18 protein-coding genes are annotated in these 17,999 nt (G+C 35.6%); 3 read left to right on the top strand and 15 right to left on the bottom strand.

What is annotated here, in order from left to right; translation table 11 throughout:
* From VR862_RS15490 to VR862_RS15420, 15 genes are all read right to left on the bottom strand, one after another.
* Positions 1-927: a glycosyltransferase gene (locus VR862_RS15490; RefSeq protein ID WP_324721948.1), complete on the bottom strand. Its 927-nt coding sequence runs from the start codon at positions 925-927 to the stop codon at positions 1-3.
* 1 nt (position 928) lies between these two features.
* Complete coding sequence (locus tag VR862_RS15485; protein ID WP_324721946.1) at positions 929-1,873, bottom strand: glycosyltransferase family 2 protein; 945 nt, start codon at positions 1,871-1,873, stop codon at positions 929-931.
* On the bottom strand, positions 1,874-2,677 hold the full coding sequence (locus tag VR862_RS15480; protein WP_324721945.1) for a glycosyltransferase: 804 nt from the start codon (positions 2,675-2,677) through the stop codon (positions 1,874-1,876). It lies immediately after the preceding gene.
* Positions 2,677-3,780 carry a glycosyltransferase gene (locus VR862_RS15475; RefSeq protein ID WP_324721944.1) on the bottom strand — a complete coding sequence of 368 codons (1,104 nt, stop codon included), beginning with the start codon at positions 3,778-3,780 and terminating at the stop codon, positions 2,677-2,679. Before VR862_RS15475 ends, VR862_RS15480 begins: the two co-directional genes overlap by 1 nt.
* On the bottom strand, positions 3,777-4,685 hold the full coding sequence (locus VR862_RS15470; protein ID WP_324721943.1) for a glycosyltransferase family 2 protein: 909 nt from the start codon (positions 4,683-4,685) through the stop codon (positions 3,777-3,779). Before VR862_RS15470 ends, VR862_RS15475 begins: the two co-directional genes overlap by 4 nt.
* Before the next feature lie 32 nt (positions 4,686-4,717).
* Complete coding sequence (locus VR862_RS15465; RefSeq protein WP_324721942.1) at positions 4,718-5,761, bottom strand: glycosyltransferase family 2 protein; 1,044 nt, start codon at positions 5,759-5,761, stop codon at positions 4,718-4,720.
* Between the two features lie 9 nt (positions 5,762-5,770).
* Positions 5,771-6,271 carry a DapH/DapD/GlmU-related protein gene (locus VR862_RS15460; RefSeq protein WP_324721940.1) on the bottom strand — a complete coding sequence of 167 codons (501 nt, stop codon included), beginning with the start codon at positions 6,269-6,271 and terminating at the stop codon, positions 5,771-5,773.
* Positions 6,272-7,198 (bottom strand): hypothetical protein, encoded by a 927-nt coding sequence (locus tag VR862_RS15455; RefSeq protein ID WP_324721938.1) that lies wholly within the window; start codon positions 7,196-7,198, stop codon positions 6,272-6,274. It lies immediately after the preceding gene.
* Positions 7,199-7,228: 30 nt separating this feature from the next.
* Positions 7,229-8,293, bottom strand: coding sequence for a DegT/DnrJ/EryC1/StrS family aminotransferase (locus VR862_RS15450; protein ID WP_324721937.1), 1,065 nt, complete (start codon positions 8,291-8,293; stop codon positions 7,229-7,231).
* Entirely contained in the window at positions 8,277-9,512 is a 1,236-nt protein-coding gene (locus VR862_RS15445; RefSeq protein WP_324721936.1) for an ABC transporter ATP-binding protein, read from the bottom strand. The genes VR862_RS15450 and VR862_RS15445 overlap by 17 nt, the downstream gene beginning before the upstream one ends.
* A 1-nt stretch (position 9,513) precedes the next feature.
* Complete coding sequence (locus tag VR862_RS15440) at positions 9,514-10,356, bottom strand: ABC transporter permease (RefSeq protein ID WP_324721935.1); 843 nt, start codon at positions 10,354-10,356, stop codon at positions 9,514-9,516.
* A gap of 37 nt (positions 10,357-10,393) precedes the next feature.
* Positions 10,394-11,317: a glycosyltransferase family 2 protein gene (locus VR862_RS15435; RefSeq protein ID WP_324721934.1), complete on the bottom strand. Its 924-nt coding sequence runs from the start codon at positions 11,315-11,317 to the stop codon at positions 10,394-10,396.
* Positions 11,307-11,969, bottom strand: coding sequence for a class I SAM-dependent methyltransferase (locus VR862_RS15430; RefSeq protein WP_324721933.1), 663 nt, complete (start codon positions 11,967-11,969; stop codon positions 11,307-11,309). Before VR862_RS15430 ends, VR862_RS15435 begins: the two co-directional genes overlap by 11 nt.
* 13 nt (positions 11,970-11,982) lie before the next feature.
* A complete protein-coding gene (locus tag VR862_RS15425) occupies positions 11,983-12,819 on the bottom strand; it encodes a class I SAM-dependent methyltransferase (protein ID WP_324721932.1) in 837 nt (278 codons plus the stop codon).
* A gap of 113 nt (positions 12,820-12,932) precedes the next feature.
* Positions 12,933-13,772 (bottom strand): polysaccharide pyruvyl transferase family protein, encoded by an 840-nt coding sequence (locus tag VR862_RS15420; protein WP_324721931.1) that lies wholly within the window; start codon positions 13,770-13,772, stop codon positions 12,933-12,935.
* A gap of 159 nt (positions 13,773-13,931) precedes the next feature.
* Between VR862_RS15420 and VR862_RS15415 the strand changes: the two genes are divergently transcribed.
* The 3 genes from VR862_RS15415 to VR862_RS15405 are packed head-to-tail and all read left to right on the top strand — an operon-like array spanning position 13,932 to position 17,794.
* Complete coding sequence (locus VR862_RS15415; protein ID WP_324721930.1) at positions 13,932-15,329, top strand: CDP-glycerol glycerophosphotransferase family protein; 1,398 nt, start codon at positions 13,932-13,934, stop codon at positions 15,327-15,329.
* A complete protein-coding gene (locus tag VR862_RS15410) occupies positions 15,320-16,624 on the top strand; it encodes a hypothetical protein (protein WP_324721929.1) in 1,305 nt (434 codons plus the stop codon). The genes VR862_RS15415 and VR862_RS15410 overlap by 10 nt, the downstream gene beginning before the upstream one ends.
* Positions 16,625-16,630: 6 nt before the next feature.
* Positions 16,631-17,794, top strand: coding sequence for a glycosyltransferase family 4 protein (locus VR862_RS15405; protein WP_324721928.1), 1,164 nt, complete (start codon positions 16,631-16,633; stop codon positions 17,792-17,794).
* Positions 17,795-17,999: the final 205 nt, after the last annotated feature.

Raw genomic sequence — 17,999 nt, 5'->3', positions numbered from 1 at the left:
TTAAACCAATCTTTTTAATATTTTCCTCAATCTATTTTTAGATCTATAATATCTACTTGAATAATCGCTCCTTGCTTCAAAAAATTCTGGTCGAGTAGATAGAATATCTGGTCTCTCCTTCTCAAAAAATCTGAACAAATTATCCTTCGCTCTTTTATAATATTTTTTTGCTTGACTTGAGTTTGAATTCCTTATATGTTCTTCAATCAAGTTCCAGCTTTTTAAAACACTTTGAATCTTCTTTTCCGAGTTTAAATCACTTAATTTCCCTGGACTAGAATAGCGATAATATACTCTTGAACCAGATGTAAATATTATTTTCTTAGAGTTTAAAATTACACGGGTGAAAAATTCCGCATCATCATTATTATTGAGGTCTTCATTCCATAGTCCTGCTTTTTCCATTAAAGGACGAGGAGTCAGGTAAACATTTACAGGAAAATATTCGTTGTAGAGCCCAAAAGTACTTAACAGACCAGCTCCTTTCTTAAAATTCCGGTAAGAATGATAGCTAAATTTAAAGCGGCTTTTTAAATCCTTATCATCTGTAAAACCACCCCATTGACCGGTAAATAAAGTTAAATGATCATTCCTGGTATATAGCTTAACCTGTTCTGCCAACTTTCTTTTATCCAGTAGGTCATCGTCATCTAAAAATTGGATAAGTTCCCCCTGAGCTTTTGAAAATCCATAATTACGGCAAGCACTTGCTCCCTGATTACAATGATTGGGACGGTTGAAAAATTTTATGCGTGAATCCTTTAGACAAATATCTTCTGCCTGGTCTATCACCTCTCTGGAAGAACCATCGTCAATTACCAGACATTCCCAATGCTTATATTCCTGCTCCAATACAGATCCTAGGGTGGCTGCCAGAAGTGATGGTCTGTTGTAAGTTGGAATAATAATAGAAACCAAAGGATTCATATTAAAACCTTATCTTTTGATGTATGTTATTTCCTTTACCTATTATTCTGTAACTAATTATAGAAAGAAAAGCATAAAATTTAATTGAAAAGGTCATGCGGTTCTCAGGAATGATAAATTTTACAAAAGCATTAAATACATAGGGACTTCTAGAACGGATCAATTTTTTAAAGCTATTCAAGAGATATTTTTTTAAGAAATTATCAGCTTGTACCCCATACTTCAGATTTTTATTTCTGTATATTTTTAACCTCGCTAAAAAATAGTGCCAGCTTCGCTCTTTTTCATTTTCCTGATAAGTAATACTTTGGTTATGTTTTCTAATAAAATCTAAACTTTCTTCTAAACTATGGTAATTTGGATACTGTGCTAAAACCCTTGAATGGAATTCCCATTCTTGTGCTGCCCTGAGATCTTCATCAAAGAGATATTTCAGATTTTCTAAGGTTTTTTTTCTCCATAATACAGAAGGTGTCATCCATCCAATATTCATTTCTAAATAATCCTGAAAAGGTGTGGCTGAATTCTGCCTCATAAATCTGAGTCCTTCAATATTTTTACGAGAATTTTTGAACGTAACCGCTTTACATACACAAAATGGAAAATCACTTTCAGAAAGTGCTACTTTTTGCACCTCAAGTTTTTTTGGATGCATTAAATCGTCATCATCAAACCAATTGACATATTCTCCCTTACATCTTTCGAATCCATAATTCCTGCAGGCATTTGCACCTTTTTTTCGATTTTTAGGCCGTTTATAATAGATAATTCTGGAATCTAAATTTTGATAGAATTCCATAAGCTCTCCCGTATTATCGGTAGAGCCATCATCAATTACCAAACACTCCCAATCCGTATAAGTTTGAGAAATTATAGAATCTAATGTTTCCCCAAGCAAATGGGCACGATTAAAGGTTGGAATAATAATAGAAATTAATGGCTGCACTTAAACTGCTTTGCGGTAATTCTTCAATATTTGCTTTTTAAGCCTGTAATAAAGTACATTTAAGTTATACTCAATGCCAAATGAAAGTTTCTTTACCGGAACACTTTTTAACCGGGAGGAAAAGACCAGATCACCTTTAAACCTATTAGCCATGTTTTTACTATGTGTCACCTGTAGCCATGCATCCTTAAGGTCAACAGGGTAGATCATAAATTCACTATCCCACTTGTCATGTTCAGTGCAAAAAACTGTTTTAAGTTCCTTTTCTCTATTTTCTAACAGGCTAACAAACTGGTTAAGCGGGTAGTAGGAAGATGCTAATCGATTATTATTACGAAGATCAAGAAACAGACCACGAGGGAAATGCAAAACTTTATTATGTATTGGAATATTTACAGATTTCTGAAGCTCAAACATAAAATCTTTGTTCAATGCATCATCATTATCAAGTCTTGTGGTAAGTACAAACTTTGAGTCTTTTGACACTCGTTCCTCTATTAATCCTGAAAGCCTTATTTGAAATTCTGTGTAACCATTAACCCTAAGGGGTTCAATAAAAGGATAACTCTTAATTTCCTCAGTTAACCTCTGGATTTCACTTCCGGAATTTTCTTCAAAAAAAATAAGCCATGTAAATTTTTTTGTAGTCTGCCCCAGTACAGAGGGTAGGCAAAAATTTTTAAAAAGTTCGATCCGATTGGTTAACCATTTTTCGTTCAAAACTTCCTCTGAGTTTTTATCTTTTCTCCAGTCTTCTTTTTTTAAGTTGAATCTGGTAATCAAAAAGTGATCTAAGTTCTTCATTAACTATTTTGAACTGCTTTTTGTATAAGGCCGTCTAATACTGAAATATGACGACCTATAGTATAATTCTCAATTATATTTTGTTTTCCTTTTTCTCCAAGTTCTCTAGCTATGGATCGATCCCTTAAAACCCTTTTCAAATTTTCCGCCATACTCTTCACATCATGCTCCTCTACCAGTAAACCGGTTTCCCCGTGTATAATTATATCAGGAATTCCTGCATGTTTCGTTGCAATTACTGGCAGGCCTGCTGCACTTGCTTCCAGGATTGATACCGGGGTACCTTCAGTGTCACCATTTTCAGCTGTTACAGAATGTTGTACAAAAGCTAATGATTCATCCAGGTATTTTTGGAATTGGCCGGGGTTAATTATTCCGGGAAGCTCCACATGATCTTTAAGACCATAAAAATCTCTAAGATTTTTACATGTATTCCACAACTCCCCATCCCCGGCAATAATCAGTTTCGCCTCCTTAAACTCCTTTACAACCTCCAGAAAAGAAAGAATTAAATAGTAAGGTGCCTTTTTATCTACAAACCTACCAACCGCAATGAATTGAGGTTTTGAGAACTTTGGGCTAATCTTTAGAAAATCAGAATGCGGGCCATATACATTGTATTTCAGTTTACTTCTTGGACATCCCAAATCCAATAGGTCTTTTTCCATTTTTCTGGAAACACAAATGATATATTCGGCATATTCAAATACACTTCTATAATTCTCGTAAATGTCCAACTGATCTTTGCGGGCTGCATCAAAACCATGAAAGTGAACGATTAAAGGGATTTTTAGCTCTTTACACACTGGCACCATCATTTCACCAGTCCCTCCATATTCGGCAAAAACAAGTTCAATCTTATTCTTTTTAAAAGAAGTAATTAATGCCTGTTCTTCCAAAGAGAATTGGTTTAGCCTGTAATGCCCCTTAACAATATCAAGAATTCGCTTCTTTCGTGAATTAATAACTAACCCTCCTTCTAATTTCGTAGGCACTTCCCCTGAATAATAATGAAAGATATTACCTTTCAAATAGTTTGTATGAGCCTTAATAAAAGTTTCAGAATAAGCATTACGGGAAGGAGATACTAGGGCAATATTCATTCTCTTATTCCTTTTTTAAATAATTTAAAATAGAGTTTTAAAAGCTCCTTAGAATTGATATATTTTGAACATATAATGAACTGTTTTAAGTTTAAAAAATAATACTTCGGTTGAATTTCTATAAAAACAGAAGCCTTCTTTAATTTCAGATTAAGAAAATCTATTTTATCTTTCGACATTAATTTTCCTTTTGACATAAGGTCTTTCTCTAAATGATCAATACACCCCAGGTATTTATCCAGTTTTTTTAAAGACCTTTTTTTGAAAATATCAAATGTTGAATTATCCTTACCAATATTCCACTGAGAAGTTATGTCATCAATCGAAAAAAAGGAATGATCTTTTAATAATCTGATCCATAAATGTTGATCTTCCCAATATGAAAATTGAGAAGGAAAAAATTCTCTTTCAAATAACCTTTTTGAAATACAAATTCCATTCATATATAAGGCCTTTCCTTGAATCAATTTCTCAACCACCTCTTTATTGTTCAACCCTCTAAACCAGTTTTCCTTTTTATTTTCTCCCTTTATATTCTTAATGATCTGAGTATGGAACATTCCTTCGGGAAATTCACGCAATTGAATATTTTTATACAGTACTGATAAATGGTTAGAATAAAAAACATCATCGCTATCAAGAAAGCAAATATATTCTCCTTGAGCATTTTGAATTCCAAAATTTCTGGCTATACTTCTTTCTTCATTTTGCTTGTAAAAATATTTGATCCTTGGATCTTTAAACTGAGAAACTATATGGTTAGTATTATCAGTTGAACCATCGTCTATTATTAAAAGTTCCCAATTTTCATATTCCTGATTAATTACACTTAAAATGGCCTTTTTTAGATAATTCCCCCGATTGTAGGTAGGAATGATGACAGAAAACAAAACCTCATTATTCATTCGCTATAGCTAATTTCACAAGGGTTTATTTTTCAAACTTTACTTAGGCTATTTAAAAATTTCCTTCGGAAAAAATGACCTTTACCAGTTGCTTTTTTCGTCCCCTTATAAAGGGTATACCAGAATGACATCATGTAGTGTTTGTCAAGGAAAAAGCGATTACTCACCTGAAGGTCTTGGTTAAAAGAAAATAGATGTTCCATGAAATAAAAACTTCTGGAATAATATTTATCATAAAAATATTGCGCCATCAATGTGTCGCCTTTTTTATCATAAAAAACTTTTAGCCAATAATAAGTAGTTAATTGATTCACCAATTTTTTTATCTCACTTTGGGAACTCCACATACCGGAACCGTGATGCCTGTAACAAGCTTTTCCTAAGTCTGAAATAAAATATCCCTTCCCAAAATTCCCCAACATGCTTAATAAAAAAACATCACCGTTAAGTACTTTAAAAAATTCTTCTGGAAAATCTTTTATTACATTTCGAAAACACAGAGTTAATGGTAAAATATAAGGACCTTCTTTCAATCTCCTATTGTTCAAAACACCCCTGAGAGATGGATTGACATAACAGTCTTGAATAGTTTCATTGTTATTAATGATTTTCGCTTCATGAAAATTTAAAACGAGATCTTCATTGTTTTCTAAACAATCAACCTGTTTCTGAAGTTTTAGGGGATCGACCCAGTAATCATCACCTTCGCAAAATGCGATAAACTTTCCTCGGGCAGAGGACATATTATATATAAAGTTAAACCTCCCTGTGGGTCTTCCATTTATATATATATTATTCTGCCGATGATGAAGAAAAAGTCTTATCTTATCAGGATACCTTTCTGCATATTCCACACAGATATCTCGGGTTCCATCGGTACTATCATCTTCTCCAACTAGAATTTCAAAAGGGAAATTGGTTTTTTGTTTTAAAACTCCTTCCAGACAATCTTTTATGTAACTGACATGCTGGTAGGTCTGGACACAAATACTTACTAGAGGCTCGGACGGAACTGAATTAGAATACTCATGAGGCTTAAGCTTTTGATACTTTTTTTTGAAATCCTGGAAGTCCATTTATCCTTTTTATTCATTCATTTTGAAAAATTTGGCGGGATTCCCATACCATATTTCTTTATCCCCTATATTAGATCTAATTTGTGAACATGCACCGATTATACTTTCCTTCCCTATAGAAAAACCAGGCATCAGGGTAACATTCGCACCTATTAAGGCACCATCTCCAATTGATCCTACCTCTTTAATACTTCCTTTCTCCAAATTCGGAGTATCCGTTAAGACAAAACTATATTTAACTACAACATTTTTACCAATTTTAGCATTAGCAGAAATGGTGCACCTACTTCCAAAACTTGTATTATCACCTATTATTACATTTTCCCGAATTTCACAATAAGCGGTAAATTTACAGTTAGCTCCAATTCTCGCACCTTTTCTTATAATACAAAAAGGGCCGATTATTGTATTATCTCCTATTACAGAATTTTCTTCTATAATAGCCATAGGATGGATTTCAACATTTTTTCCTATTTGAACATCCGGAGAAATTGATAAGAAATTTTTCATTTACTTTCTTTTATAACTTGGAACTCCAGTTAAGTTATTCTTAGAAGTTGTCTCTTTTGCAGGTACCCCAATTAAGAGTGAATTTTCTTTGGAAGTATTTTTAACTACTACTGCTCCTGCACCAACTACAGTAAAAGGATGAACCTCAACCTTTGGTCTGAATGTGACGGAAGAGCCCACAAAACAAAAGTCATTTATTTTCGAATTTCCGCCTGTTACCACATTATTAGCAAAATGCACACTCTTACCTATTTGAGTACCATGACCTATTCTAGCTCCTGGGGCAATAATTGTATTTTCTCCTATGGTGGTCTTTTCATTAAGAGAGCCTCTTACTATTGTGGAATTTGCACCTAAAAAACAATTGTCTTTAACTATCACTCCCCCCAATTGAGGTTGCTTGATCTTTACCCCATCTCCACCCATTGCCCAGGCCGTACCTGTGGCACCAACTGTACAATGTGGTTCAATAATAACATTTTGCCCTATGCAAGAGTTATCGGTAATCACAGAATGACTTTTTATAATTGTATTATTCCCAATAACACAATTACCTAGGACTGCATAAGAATCTATTTGGACATTCTTTCCGATTATTGCATTCTTATGTATAACAGCAGTTTTACAAACTTCACCTGTGGATTTCTCTCCAAAATAATAATCCGTAATCATATAATATACTACTTGCGGATTTTCATTAATAACGAGCATCGCATTATCCTTACTAATCTCAAAATTTGTTGATGATAAAATAAGAGATTTTTTAATTTTAGAATTTAAATTATTTCCAATTACAAAATAAAAACCATTTGACTCTGGGTAAAACAAGGAACAGATTTTATAATTAGATTGTAAATTTCCTTTTATAGAAAACGCAATTCCTTTACAATTCAGAAAGTCCTCGATTTGATTGTAAGATATTTGCAATGTAGCCTGTTTAAGGAATATTATTTAAGTTTAATTAAGTATCGAACAAATTCTTTTTAAATCTCTCTTACCCAAATTATGGTATAAGGGTAAACATATGATTCTTTTGGAAATGGAATTTGCTACAGGCACTTCTTGACTCTTGAGGTAATTTAAACTACTTAAACTTGGATAAAAATAGCGTCGTGGATGGATTCCAGATTTATCGAGTTTTTCCTTAATGTTAACTAGTTGTTTTTCACTCTCAAAAATTAGTGGATAGTAACTATAATTCCAACTAGTTTCTTCCCTTAACTTTATAATTTTTGGTCCAGAAGTGGAGAGCAGCTCATTATAAAGTTCTACTGCTTTCCTTCGGCCGTCAATAATCTCTTCCAGGTACGGAAAAACAGCCAGTCCCATGGCTGCCTGCAATTCACTCATCTTAGCATTTATTCCCAAACCGTAAAAATCCTCCTGTCCCTTATGTCCAAAGTTATGATGATAGAACAATTTGTGATGAAGATCTATATCTCTTGTAAATATCGCTCCACCTTCCCCCGTATGGAAAAGTTTCGTAGCGTGAAAACTACAGGTACTGATGTCGCCATATTCAAAGATCGAACGTCCTTTATATTTTACTCCAAAACAGTGAGCAGCATCATAGATTACCTTTAATTTATGCTTTTTAGCAACCATCTCTATTTTTTCCACATCGCAAGGATTACCAAAAACATGAGTGGCAAGGATAGCGGAGGTTTTAGGGGTGATTGCAGCTTCAATTTTTCCTTCATCTATCGTCAGGTAATCAGGATGAATATCCACAAAAACCGGCGTACAATTCTCCCAAACTATACTGCTGGTGGTAGCAACATATGAAAAAGGAGTGGTAATTATCTCTCCTTTTAATCCAAGAGCTTTAATGGCTATCTGTAATGGCAGGGTACCATTAGTGGTTGCGATCATATTTGGCACTTCCAAGTAAGCTTTTAACTTTTCTTCCAGTTCCTTAACCAGCATTCCCCGATTAGTAATCCATCCTTGGTCCCACGCCCTTTTAAGGATAGTCTGATATTCCTTCTGTGGAGGTAAAAAGGATTTAGTAACCGGAATCATCTAATAATTTGTTTTTCGATATTCTGGTTTCTATTTTTTCAAATTGAGATTTAAGCAAGAAAGGCTCCCAAATCTCATCCTGATGGATAACCTGGAATGACAGAGCCGAATTAACCCGTAATTTTGGTTCCTTATTATCCAAGGATCGTAATGCCACACTAATTGAGTAAACTCCCTTAGATAACTGAATGTTTTTATGAGTGACCATAAACTCCATCTGATTTTCTTTAAAAGATATCCCATCGTCACCATTATTTTTTTCTAATATAGCCACCGGTCTTTGTTCCTTATCAGAAATGATAACAAATATTTCAGGTACCTCCTTGATACTATTATGATTAAAATTTAAATATAGTTTCAAATCTTCCCCCCATTTTAAACTGTTAGAGTCATTTGGACTAACCAAATTAATTTGTTCTAGTCTAAATTGACCATCTGAAAAAACCTCATCCATTTCGTTATTTGCAAAATGACCATAATATTTATCAATAGCTCCTGCCACATCTTCTCCCTGAAAAACAGCTTTGCCTCGCTCCATTAAAATTATTTTACTACAAAGTCTTGAGATCATAGGCATACTGTGAGAAACAAAAATGACAGCCGTATTGGGAAGAATATTATCTATGGTCTTAAAACATTTAAGGACAAAGCCCAAGTCTCCTACAGCCAATACCTCATCAATAATTAACACATCAGGTTGCATCTGAGCAGCTACGGCAAATCCCAAACGAACTTTCATTCCACTACTATAATTCTTTACCGGCATGTCAATAAATTCCCGGATCTCAGCAAAATCAATTATCTCCTCTACCTTATCATCAATTTCCTTACGAGTAAATCCCAAAATGGCTCCATTGTTATAAATATTTTCCCTCCCTGTCAAAACCGGGTTGAAACCCGCCCCTAATTCAATAAGAGCACCTACTTTACCTTTGATAGTCACTTTCCCTGCATCAGGTTTGATCAAACCATTCAGAATTTTTAAAAGAGAAGATTTTCCAGCGCCATTATGTCCAATCAATCCAAAACATTCGCCTCGCCTAACCTCAAAATTGATATCCTTAAGTGCCCAGAATTCCTTGTCTCGCAACAATCGCTCATTTTTATTGCCTGATAAATTAGAGAATAGATCTTTTACTCCATACCAAAGACTAGTCCTAAGATCCTTGCAGAATTTTTTAGATAATCCCTCTACTTTTACCAAAACTTCATTTTCCATACTAGGCGCTCCTTTCAACAATAATTGGTATTGAGACCCGGTAAGACAATAGGGCGAAAATAAAAAGGGGTAAGCTAAGCCCTAACACTATAAAATAATAGGTGAGATATTCAGGAGTTGTTCCTGTAATAAGGTCTCGGCTTGTTAAAATAACTGGAGTAAGAGGATTCCACTCCATAATGGTTTTCATCACTCCACTTTTGGGAATTGCATAAACTACCGGTGTAACATACATCAAGAAACTAAATCCCATACCAACGATCTTTCCAACATCATTATACAACATACTTAGAGGAGTTAGAATTAAGCCTATGGTTGTACCAAACAACAATGCTCCCAGAATGGCAAAAGGCAATAATAATAGACTCCAGTGAAAACCTATCCCAAATATGAATACAAATATTAATAACAATAGAACTTTAAAGGAGGAGTTGAACAAAAGCTTATAAATACCTGAAATAATCAAAGCCTCCTTGGGAAAATTTATTTTACTCATTATTCCCCTGGCTGAATTTGTACTGGTAGTAGGTGAATTAATGGCTTCTCTTATAATAGACCAAAGTAAGGTTCCGGAGAAGGCATAAACCGGATAAGGCACACCTGTATCTGTAACTTTCACAGTTCCTGATAAATTTAGGAAAATCCAAACAGCTGCTGTAGCCAAAGGTGTAATAAAAGCCCAGATAATCCCTAGGTATGATTGACGATATTGAGCCTTGATATCCCGTTCAGCCAATTGTCGTGATAAAAAGCGTGACTTCCAGATATCATTCAAACTTTCAGTAAGCATAGCTCTAAAACTGCTATTGTTTTCTTTTTGATATATTTTGGTTTCCAAAGCCATGCTACTCTATGAATTCTTTAAACTTATTCATGAACATTTAAAGATCAAGATAAACTGGTCCCATTTTTTTGTTACGGGATCTGCTTAATTTTACCTGAGGATAAATCTTTTTTAATGTATTTAATTTCTTTTTATACAACCCGGCCTCATAAAAATTAAGCTTTACAACAGATTTAAAAATATCCCATTTGAATTGTCTGATAAGTTTTTCAAGATCCGGAAGGGTATCCATATTTATATTGGAATATTTCAATTTTTGAGACAATTCATATTTATCAATATCAAACTTTTTAATTGGCTTGATATCATTATCTCTATCATTTCGATCATGTTTTAAAAAGCTATTACGCAAAACTCCGGCTTTATATCCATGAAATTCTAAGCGATGGCAATAATTATTATCTTCTCCATAATGAAAGAATAGTGGATCAAACCCTCCAACATTCTCGAGAGCGGCTTTAGAAATCAACCATCCTGCTGCATTAATAAAGGATATTTCATATAGTAAGGTGTTACTAAAACCTAATATTAGATCAGAAAAGATATGTGGTTTTGAATTATTGTTAAGATAACCTGAAAAGCTTTTATCAAGCCTATTTCCGTGGCCATCTAAATGAATCGGACTAATTACACCATAATTAGAATTCTTTTTTTGAGCTATTACAAGCATTTCGATTGTTTCTGGAAACAAATAAGCATCTTGGTTTAGCAAGAACACATGGTTTGCTCCGAGTTTTAGAGCATGAGAGATTCCTATATTATTTGCTTTACCAAACCCCAGATTCTCCTCTTGTTCCAACAAAATGACCTTAGGATAATTAGCTTTAATAAATTCAGGAGTACCATCATTTGAATTATTATCAATTAAAATTACCTGATACGGATAAGTTGAATCCAGGCATTTTCGTAACCACTTTAAACCATTAAAGCTTACTACAATTATATAAACTTCACTGTTCACTTGTTCCGACCAAAATGTGTTGAAAAGTCACCCAATCTTTATTTATCATTTTGATAAGCTTATATTTCAAATTAAATGTTGAGTTTAAAGAATCTCGCGCTCTTAATTTCCTTTCATACTTTACGACTTTAATACCACAATTCCTCATTAAACCACAAATATCTTTCTTCGTAAACCACCTCAAATGTGTCTTGTCAAAAATTCCTCTCGAATTTAATGGCCAGGTGCCCTTAATATAAACTTGAATAAATAATTCGATGTGGCTAATATTTGGAACTGAGATTACAACCTTACCATCCGGCTTTAAAAGTTTACATATATCTTTAAAAACATGCTCCGGGTACACTAAATGCTCTAAAATATCTCCAAATAAAATATAATCAAACAATGGGGATTCGTCAACAACTTTTTGACGGAAGGATAGCTCATTTAAATCTCCATGGAAAACTTTATTTATTTTATGAGATGCCTCATATACCATACCCTCTCCAAATTCAATTCCATAAACCTCTTTAGCCAACCGATTTCGTAATAAATAAGCACCATTTTCTCCAGTAGCACAGCCTACATCTAATATAACATTGTCCTTATTTTTAATATACTTTAGTAAATCACCTCGAAGTCCAGTATAAGAAGCATTAAAAGATTGCATATAATTAAGCAATTTAATTATTTGGGAGTTTGTATTTTATTAATTGTCCTCTGGCAAAGGAATTATTCAAAAAAGATGGCAGGCTCCGTTCTTTTTGAAGCGACCAGCGTTTATAATTATTCCGTCTTTCCCCCCAGGCAAAAACCCTGCTGAATCTTTCCAAAGATCCAACAGTAATTATCCTTGTCTTTTTAAAGAACTCCTCTCCCGCCTTACGAAAATGAGTACTACTCAGACTCCTTTCAGGATGGGGGTCATTAGCCTTCCATTCCAAGAAGGCCGTTTTATTAAATTTTGAAGGCCTCCCTCCTATCGGGATATGCCATCTTATTTCATCAAGAAGTTTTGAATTCACGGCGGGCTCAAAAAAACGGGCTTCCCCTTCAGGCTTCAGCAGTCGTGCCGTTTCTTTCAAAAAACTCCGTTCCACCGGCAGGGTCAGGTGATGCAAAAAAGCCTTTCCCACCACATAATCAAAACTGTGAGAAGGCAGTTCATTTTCGAGGAAGTCCCCTTCCACAAAGACGATGGGCTTTTGAAAATGGAAATTTTCATTCAGCCTTCTTATAATTTCCCCGCTTGAAGAAGCGATGTCATTTGCATATACCTCTGCTCCTAAAGCTGCCATCACGGCTGCATTTATGCAATTACCGCAGCCCATCTCCAGCACCTTCTTCCCTTTAAGCTTCTCCCGGAAATTTCCCTGGTATAAAGCGAACCAACTCGTTTCTGTAGAGGTGGCCGAATCCAGAAATTCATCAAGGTGGTTTATCCAGTAAAGGATGTTCTTAATGTCATAGTTGGCATAAAGCTTCTCGTAATGTTCCTTATTTTTTTCCTGGTTGTCCATTATATCTTAATAGCTGTTAGCCTTTAGCTATTGACCATTGGCAAAATTCAGGTACGGCTTCGCCACGGTCACTCCCATAAAGTAACCCGCCAGTTGCCAATTCTTTCAAAGCTTTAAAACGGGCAGGCCGCTTTAAGATCTTTTTTAATTTGTTCCAGCTTTTCCTTCTTTGGCAGAGATGGATAAGCGAATATTATTTTATACAGATCTTCTACTGATAATTTTCCTTTTAAAAACTCGGGTTCATAGGTTTTCATATCTACTGATTCAAGATAATCTGCAAATTTCACCCCGTCTCCAAAAAGCTTATCTGAAAATTCCACCCAAACCGAAGGTATACCATACGCATGAGATACTATAAGTCCGTGCAGGGAGGAGGAGATCGTGTTTTCACATTCCAGGATCTGCCGGGTTACCTCTTCCACATCAAGTGTCAGCAGATCTATTACTGTAATATCAAGATTTTCTTCATAATCTACTACTGCTTTTTTATAATCGTGGTAATGAGGAATAATTCCCAAATTGTATTTTTTATCAACTTGAGGTTTGTAAAATATAGGCAGTAAAAGAGCAGGATCTCCATAGACCTCCGGACACAAAAGCCCTTGTTCTAACAAATAATTGCGAGTTTGGGGTCCACGTACGGCATGAAAATCAGCCGGGGCAATTTTCCTCGTGCGATCAATAATTCCACTCCCCCACACTATACTGTTTTTGGTAGCATGATGAAGAATGCTCCCAGCTGACACAAAATGGGATTTATCCCATTTATACCAGGGCTGTTTTTTGGGATGAACAAATTTTACTGGCCGTTGGGAAATTTTTTCCGCCAGGTACTTTGAGAGCAAGTCGCCATAGTTCTCTTTATCTCTAAAGATAAACCTGATCTCGCTCCACCAGAATAGCGGAAGTGGTTTATTTTCCATTAATTTATGAAGCTGGTCCTGAGCCATTTTTTCCTTTCCCCTTAATTTCCTTGTTTAATGGATAACAGGCCTTAATTAACCTTTTCTTAAGTTACAATAGTAACCTCTTTTTGCAACTACTGCAAGAATTAGAGACAGAAAAAGAGCACAACCAGGGGAAACATTTTCCCTATCTTTGGATTCCAAATGAACCCAAAAAAGATCTTCATCCTTTTACCTGACGGAGTTGGCCTGCGAAACTTTGCCTTCACTTCGTTTGTGGAAATAGGAAAACAAAAAGGTTCGGAGATTATCTTCTGGAACAACACCCCTTTTGATCTGGAAGAGTTGGGATATTCGGAAATTAAGCTTCGGGGAAAACCCAGGGCAAAGACTGATCTATTAAAGCGGGCAAAAATAAATGCTGAACTCGATCATTTTTCAGAAAAGTTCAACGAACCCATTTACCAGACCTATAAATTCCCTTCCTCGAATAAAGGAATCAAAAAAACACTTAAGAACGGAATTGTCAGCGTCTATCAGGAAAAATATAAGGGCGAGAAAGGCCTTGAAAAATTGAGAAAGGAGTTAAAAAATTCCGAGAAAAAAGGGGAATTCTATAAGCACTGTAGAGATGTTCTGGAAAAAGAAAAACCCGATTATGTTTTTTGCACCAACCAACGTCCGGTGACTGCCATAGCTCCGCTAACTGCGGCCCAGGACCTGGGAATTCCAACCGGTACCTTCATTTTCTCCTGGGATAACTTACCCAAAGCGACCATGGTAGTAGAAACCGACCAATACTTTGTGTGGAGCGAACACATGAAAAATGAATTATTGCAGTACTACCCCTTTATTCCTTCGGAAAACATTTTAATAACCGGGAGCCCCCAGTTTGAACCCCATTTTGATGAGAGTTTAAGGAAATCAAGGGAGGAATTCTGCCGGCAAAATGATCTGGATCCCGACAAGAAATATCTTTGTTTCAGCGGCGATGATATCACTACCTGTCCCGATGATCAGCATTATTTAAACGACATCGCCGAAGCTGTTCAAAAGTTGAACCATGAAGGATATAACCTGGGAATTATTTTCAGACGAAGTCCGGTGGATCTTTCAGATCGCTATGATCATGTGCTGGAAAAATATTCAGAAACCATCACTCCGCTTGCTCCCATATGGAAAAAAGCAGGACAAAACTGGAATGCCATATTACCAACCAAAGAGGATCTGGAATTACAAATTAACACCATTTTACACTCAGAGGCCGTGATAAACCTGGCCTCTTCCATGGTATTTGACTTTGCTATTTTTGGCAAACCCTGCCTGTATCTCAATTATGAGGTGGAAAACACAGAGGATAAGAAATGGAGCCCTCAAAAGGTATATAATTTCATTCATTTCAGGTCAATGCCTTCCAAAGATGCGGTAATCTGGTTGGAATCAAAGGATGAAATTAAGCTCAAGATAGTTTATTCTCTTCAGGGGGCTATCACTAACGTTAAATGTGCACAGGAATGGCTAGATAAAATAAATTCTAAAGGAGAAATGAGGCCTTCAGAAAAAATAGTTGAAGATTTAATAAAAATTCTCGAATGGAAATAAACAAGGTTAATTCAGATTCTAGTCTGTCTTTTATTTCAAAAGCTTCTTCTATTGTTTTCATTTTAACCTTGTCCCTATTTACCTTCTTTTTATTCACCAATAATTTTTTTGATCCTCATTTTGCAGGTGATGAAAGTAAGTACCTATCAGATCTTACAAATGCTAATAAATATGGACTCGGTAAGGCAATTTTAGATGGGGCATCCATTACCTATCTAACTATCTCCTATTACCTTAATAAACTTATACAAGAACCTCTTTATGCTCTGAAAATAACCAGTATTCTTTCCGGAACTTTGATGTTTCTTTCGCTGTACTTCTATAATTCAAAATATTTAAAAATAAGAGGAGTGTTAAAGAAAACTCTGTTCTTATGGATTTTCTATCTTTTTGTAATTCAAACCACGTTTTTTGCAGGAGTTAATGACATCTTGTTAGACCTTTTTGGAACTTTATTCTTAATTGTCATTTCCTTACCTGTAAAGCAGAAAAATACGTTTAGAAATGCAATTCTTCTGGGTTTTTTAATAGCCCTAATTTTAGGTACAAGAAAAATGGCCTTGACATATATATTGACCTTTTGGGTAATCTTTATTGCTTTTTCCATTACTATAAAAAACAATAGAATCTTTAATGCGAAAATTGGGCTGATTATCTTACTATCATTTATAGCATTTTTTACACTACTTAATTTTTACCCGCTTTTACATCAAAAGAAGTTCTCCTTTGATGACAAAGTTCTAAAGGGTACAGTAAATTGGGCTCAATGGGATTACCATAATGCCCTATTAATTGACCGAGGAGTTCAGGAAAGATTTCAACACACAAACATTCCAGAAACTCAAAAATTTATTCTTGAAAATGGGGATAATTCACTTCCTTCAACTTTTCTTGAAATGATCTATTTTGATCCTGCTTTAACCTTCAAAGAATTTTTCATAGATCTTTTTACTAGTTTAAAATACATTTTTAGACAGACTGGTTTTTTAGCTCTCCTTTTTCTTTTTATTTTAACAAGTCATGTCCATAGAATATTTAAAACCAAAACAGTATTAAGTAGTGACTTCATCTATATATTCAGTGCAACTTATTTACTACTTATAAGCTTTATTGTTATTACTAATATTCAAGGAAGGTGGTTCATGTTTTTTTTACCCATGCTAATATTGTCAGTTGGAAAAGACCTTAGTCAATTAAAACCTCAAAAGCAGCAGCTTGTTATTATCTTAAATAATGTATTATTAAGTATTATGTGTTTTCCTTATTTATTAAATAAGTTAGCGTTTTACTTTTAGCTAATTATGCATATAGGATTCCTCACGTCCGAATACCCTCACCCCCGCACCGGCCCGGCCGCGGGCATAGGCACCAGCATCAAAAATATGGCAGAGGCCCTAGAGGAAAAAGGAATCCAGATCTCTGTTTTTGTCTACGGGCAAAAAGAGAATGCCATCTTCACGGAAGGCGGCATAAAGTTCCACCTCATCCAACATCAAAAATTCAGGTTCTTCGGCTGGTACCTGCACCGCAAGTTCCTTCAAAATTACCTCAACAAATATATAGCGGTCGACGGGATCGATACCATTGAAGCGCCTGACTGGACAGGGATTACGGCCTTTATGAGCCTGAGATGCCCTTTAGTGATCCGCATGAATGGCAGCGATACTTATTTCTGTCACCTGGAAAAACGCCCACAAAAAAAGAAGAATTTCTGGTTCGAGAAAATGGCGCTGCAAGGAGCAGAACATCTGCTGTCGGTAAGTCATTTCACTGCCCGGGAATCAGCCAGGCTGTTTAATTTTAAAAGAAAGATAAGGGTCATCCCGAATTCCATAGATACAAATAGCTTTCAGCCTTTGGAGGGGAAAACAATTCCGCGGTCTGTGCTTTACTTCGGAAGCATAATCAGAAAGAAGGGCGTGCTCGAACTGTCAGAGATCTTCAACTTAGTGGCCGCCAGGAATCCGGAAGCCCACCTTCTCCTGGTCGGGAAAGACGTGGTGGACCGAAAAACAGGAAGATCTACAAAAGAACTTATGCAGGAAAAGTTTTCTCAGGAGGCTGCCAAAAGAGTGTTATGGATTGAAAATCTGCCTTATGATCAAATTCAGGAGGAAATTGCAAAAGCGGAAGTAGTGGTACTCCCCTCTTTTGCAGAGGCACTGCCCATGATCTGGATCGAAGCCATGGCCATGGAAAAAGCCCTGGTAACTTCAGATATCGGCTGGGCAAAAGAAGTCATGGTCGATGGTAAAACAGGCTTTACGGTATATCCAAAAGACCATAAAGCTTACTCGGAAAAAATCCTTTTGCTCCTTGAGGACGCTGAACTGTCGGAAAAAATGGGAAAAGCTGCGAGGAAAAGAGTGCTGGAAAAATTTTCCACGGATGTAGTTGTGGAGCAGAATATCAAGTTTTACGAAGGAGTTGTAAAGAGTGGGAAGAGGACTGAGAAGAAGAATTAGTTATAAGTTCTCAGTTGTCAGATCTCGGTTGTGGGGATGGATTAGTTTGTGGTTTATGGTTTGTGGTCAAAAAGTGAATTAAGGTCCTCTACACAAATTTTCCCGCTATTAATTGGCCTACGAAAATTTGATGTCAAATTTCAAGTGAACCCCGATAGCTATCGGGAGTCAAATTTTAGGCTGTTTGAGCGGAACGGCCATTGTT

Source organism: Salinimicrobium aquimaris, assembly GCF_035607535.1.
Taxonomy (GTDB): Bacteria; Bacteroidota; Bacteroidia; order Flavobacteriales; family Flavobacteriaceae; genus Salinimicrobium.
This window is presented reverse-complemented; position numbering and strand designations above follow the sequence as displayed.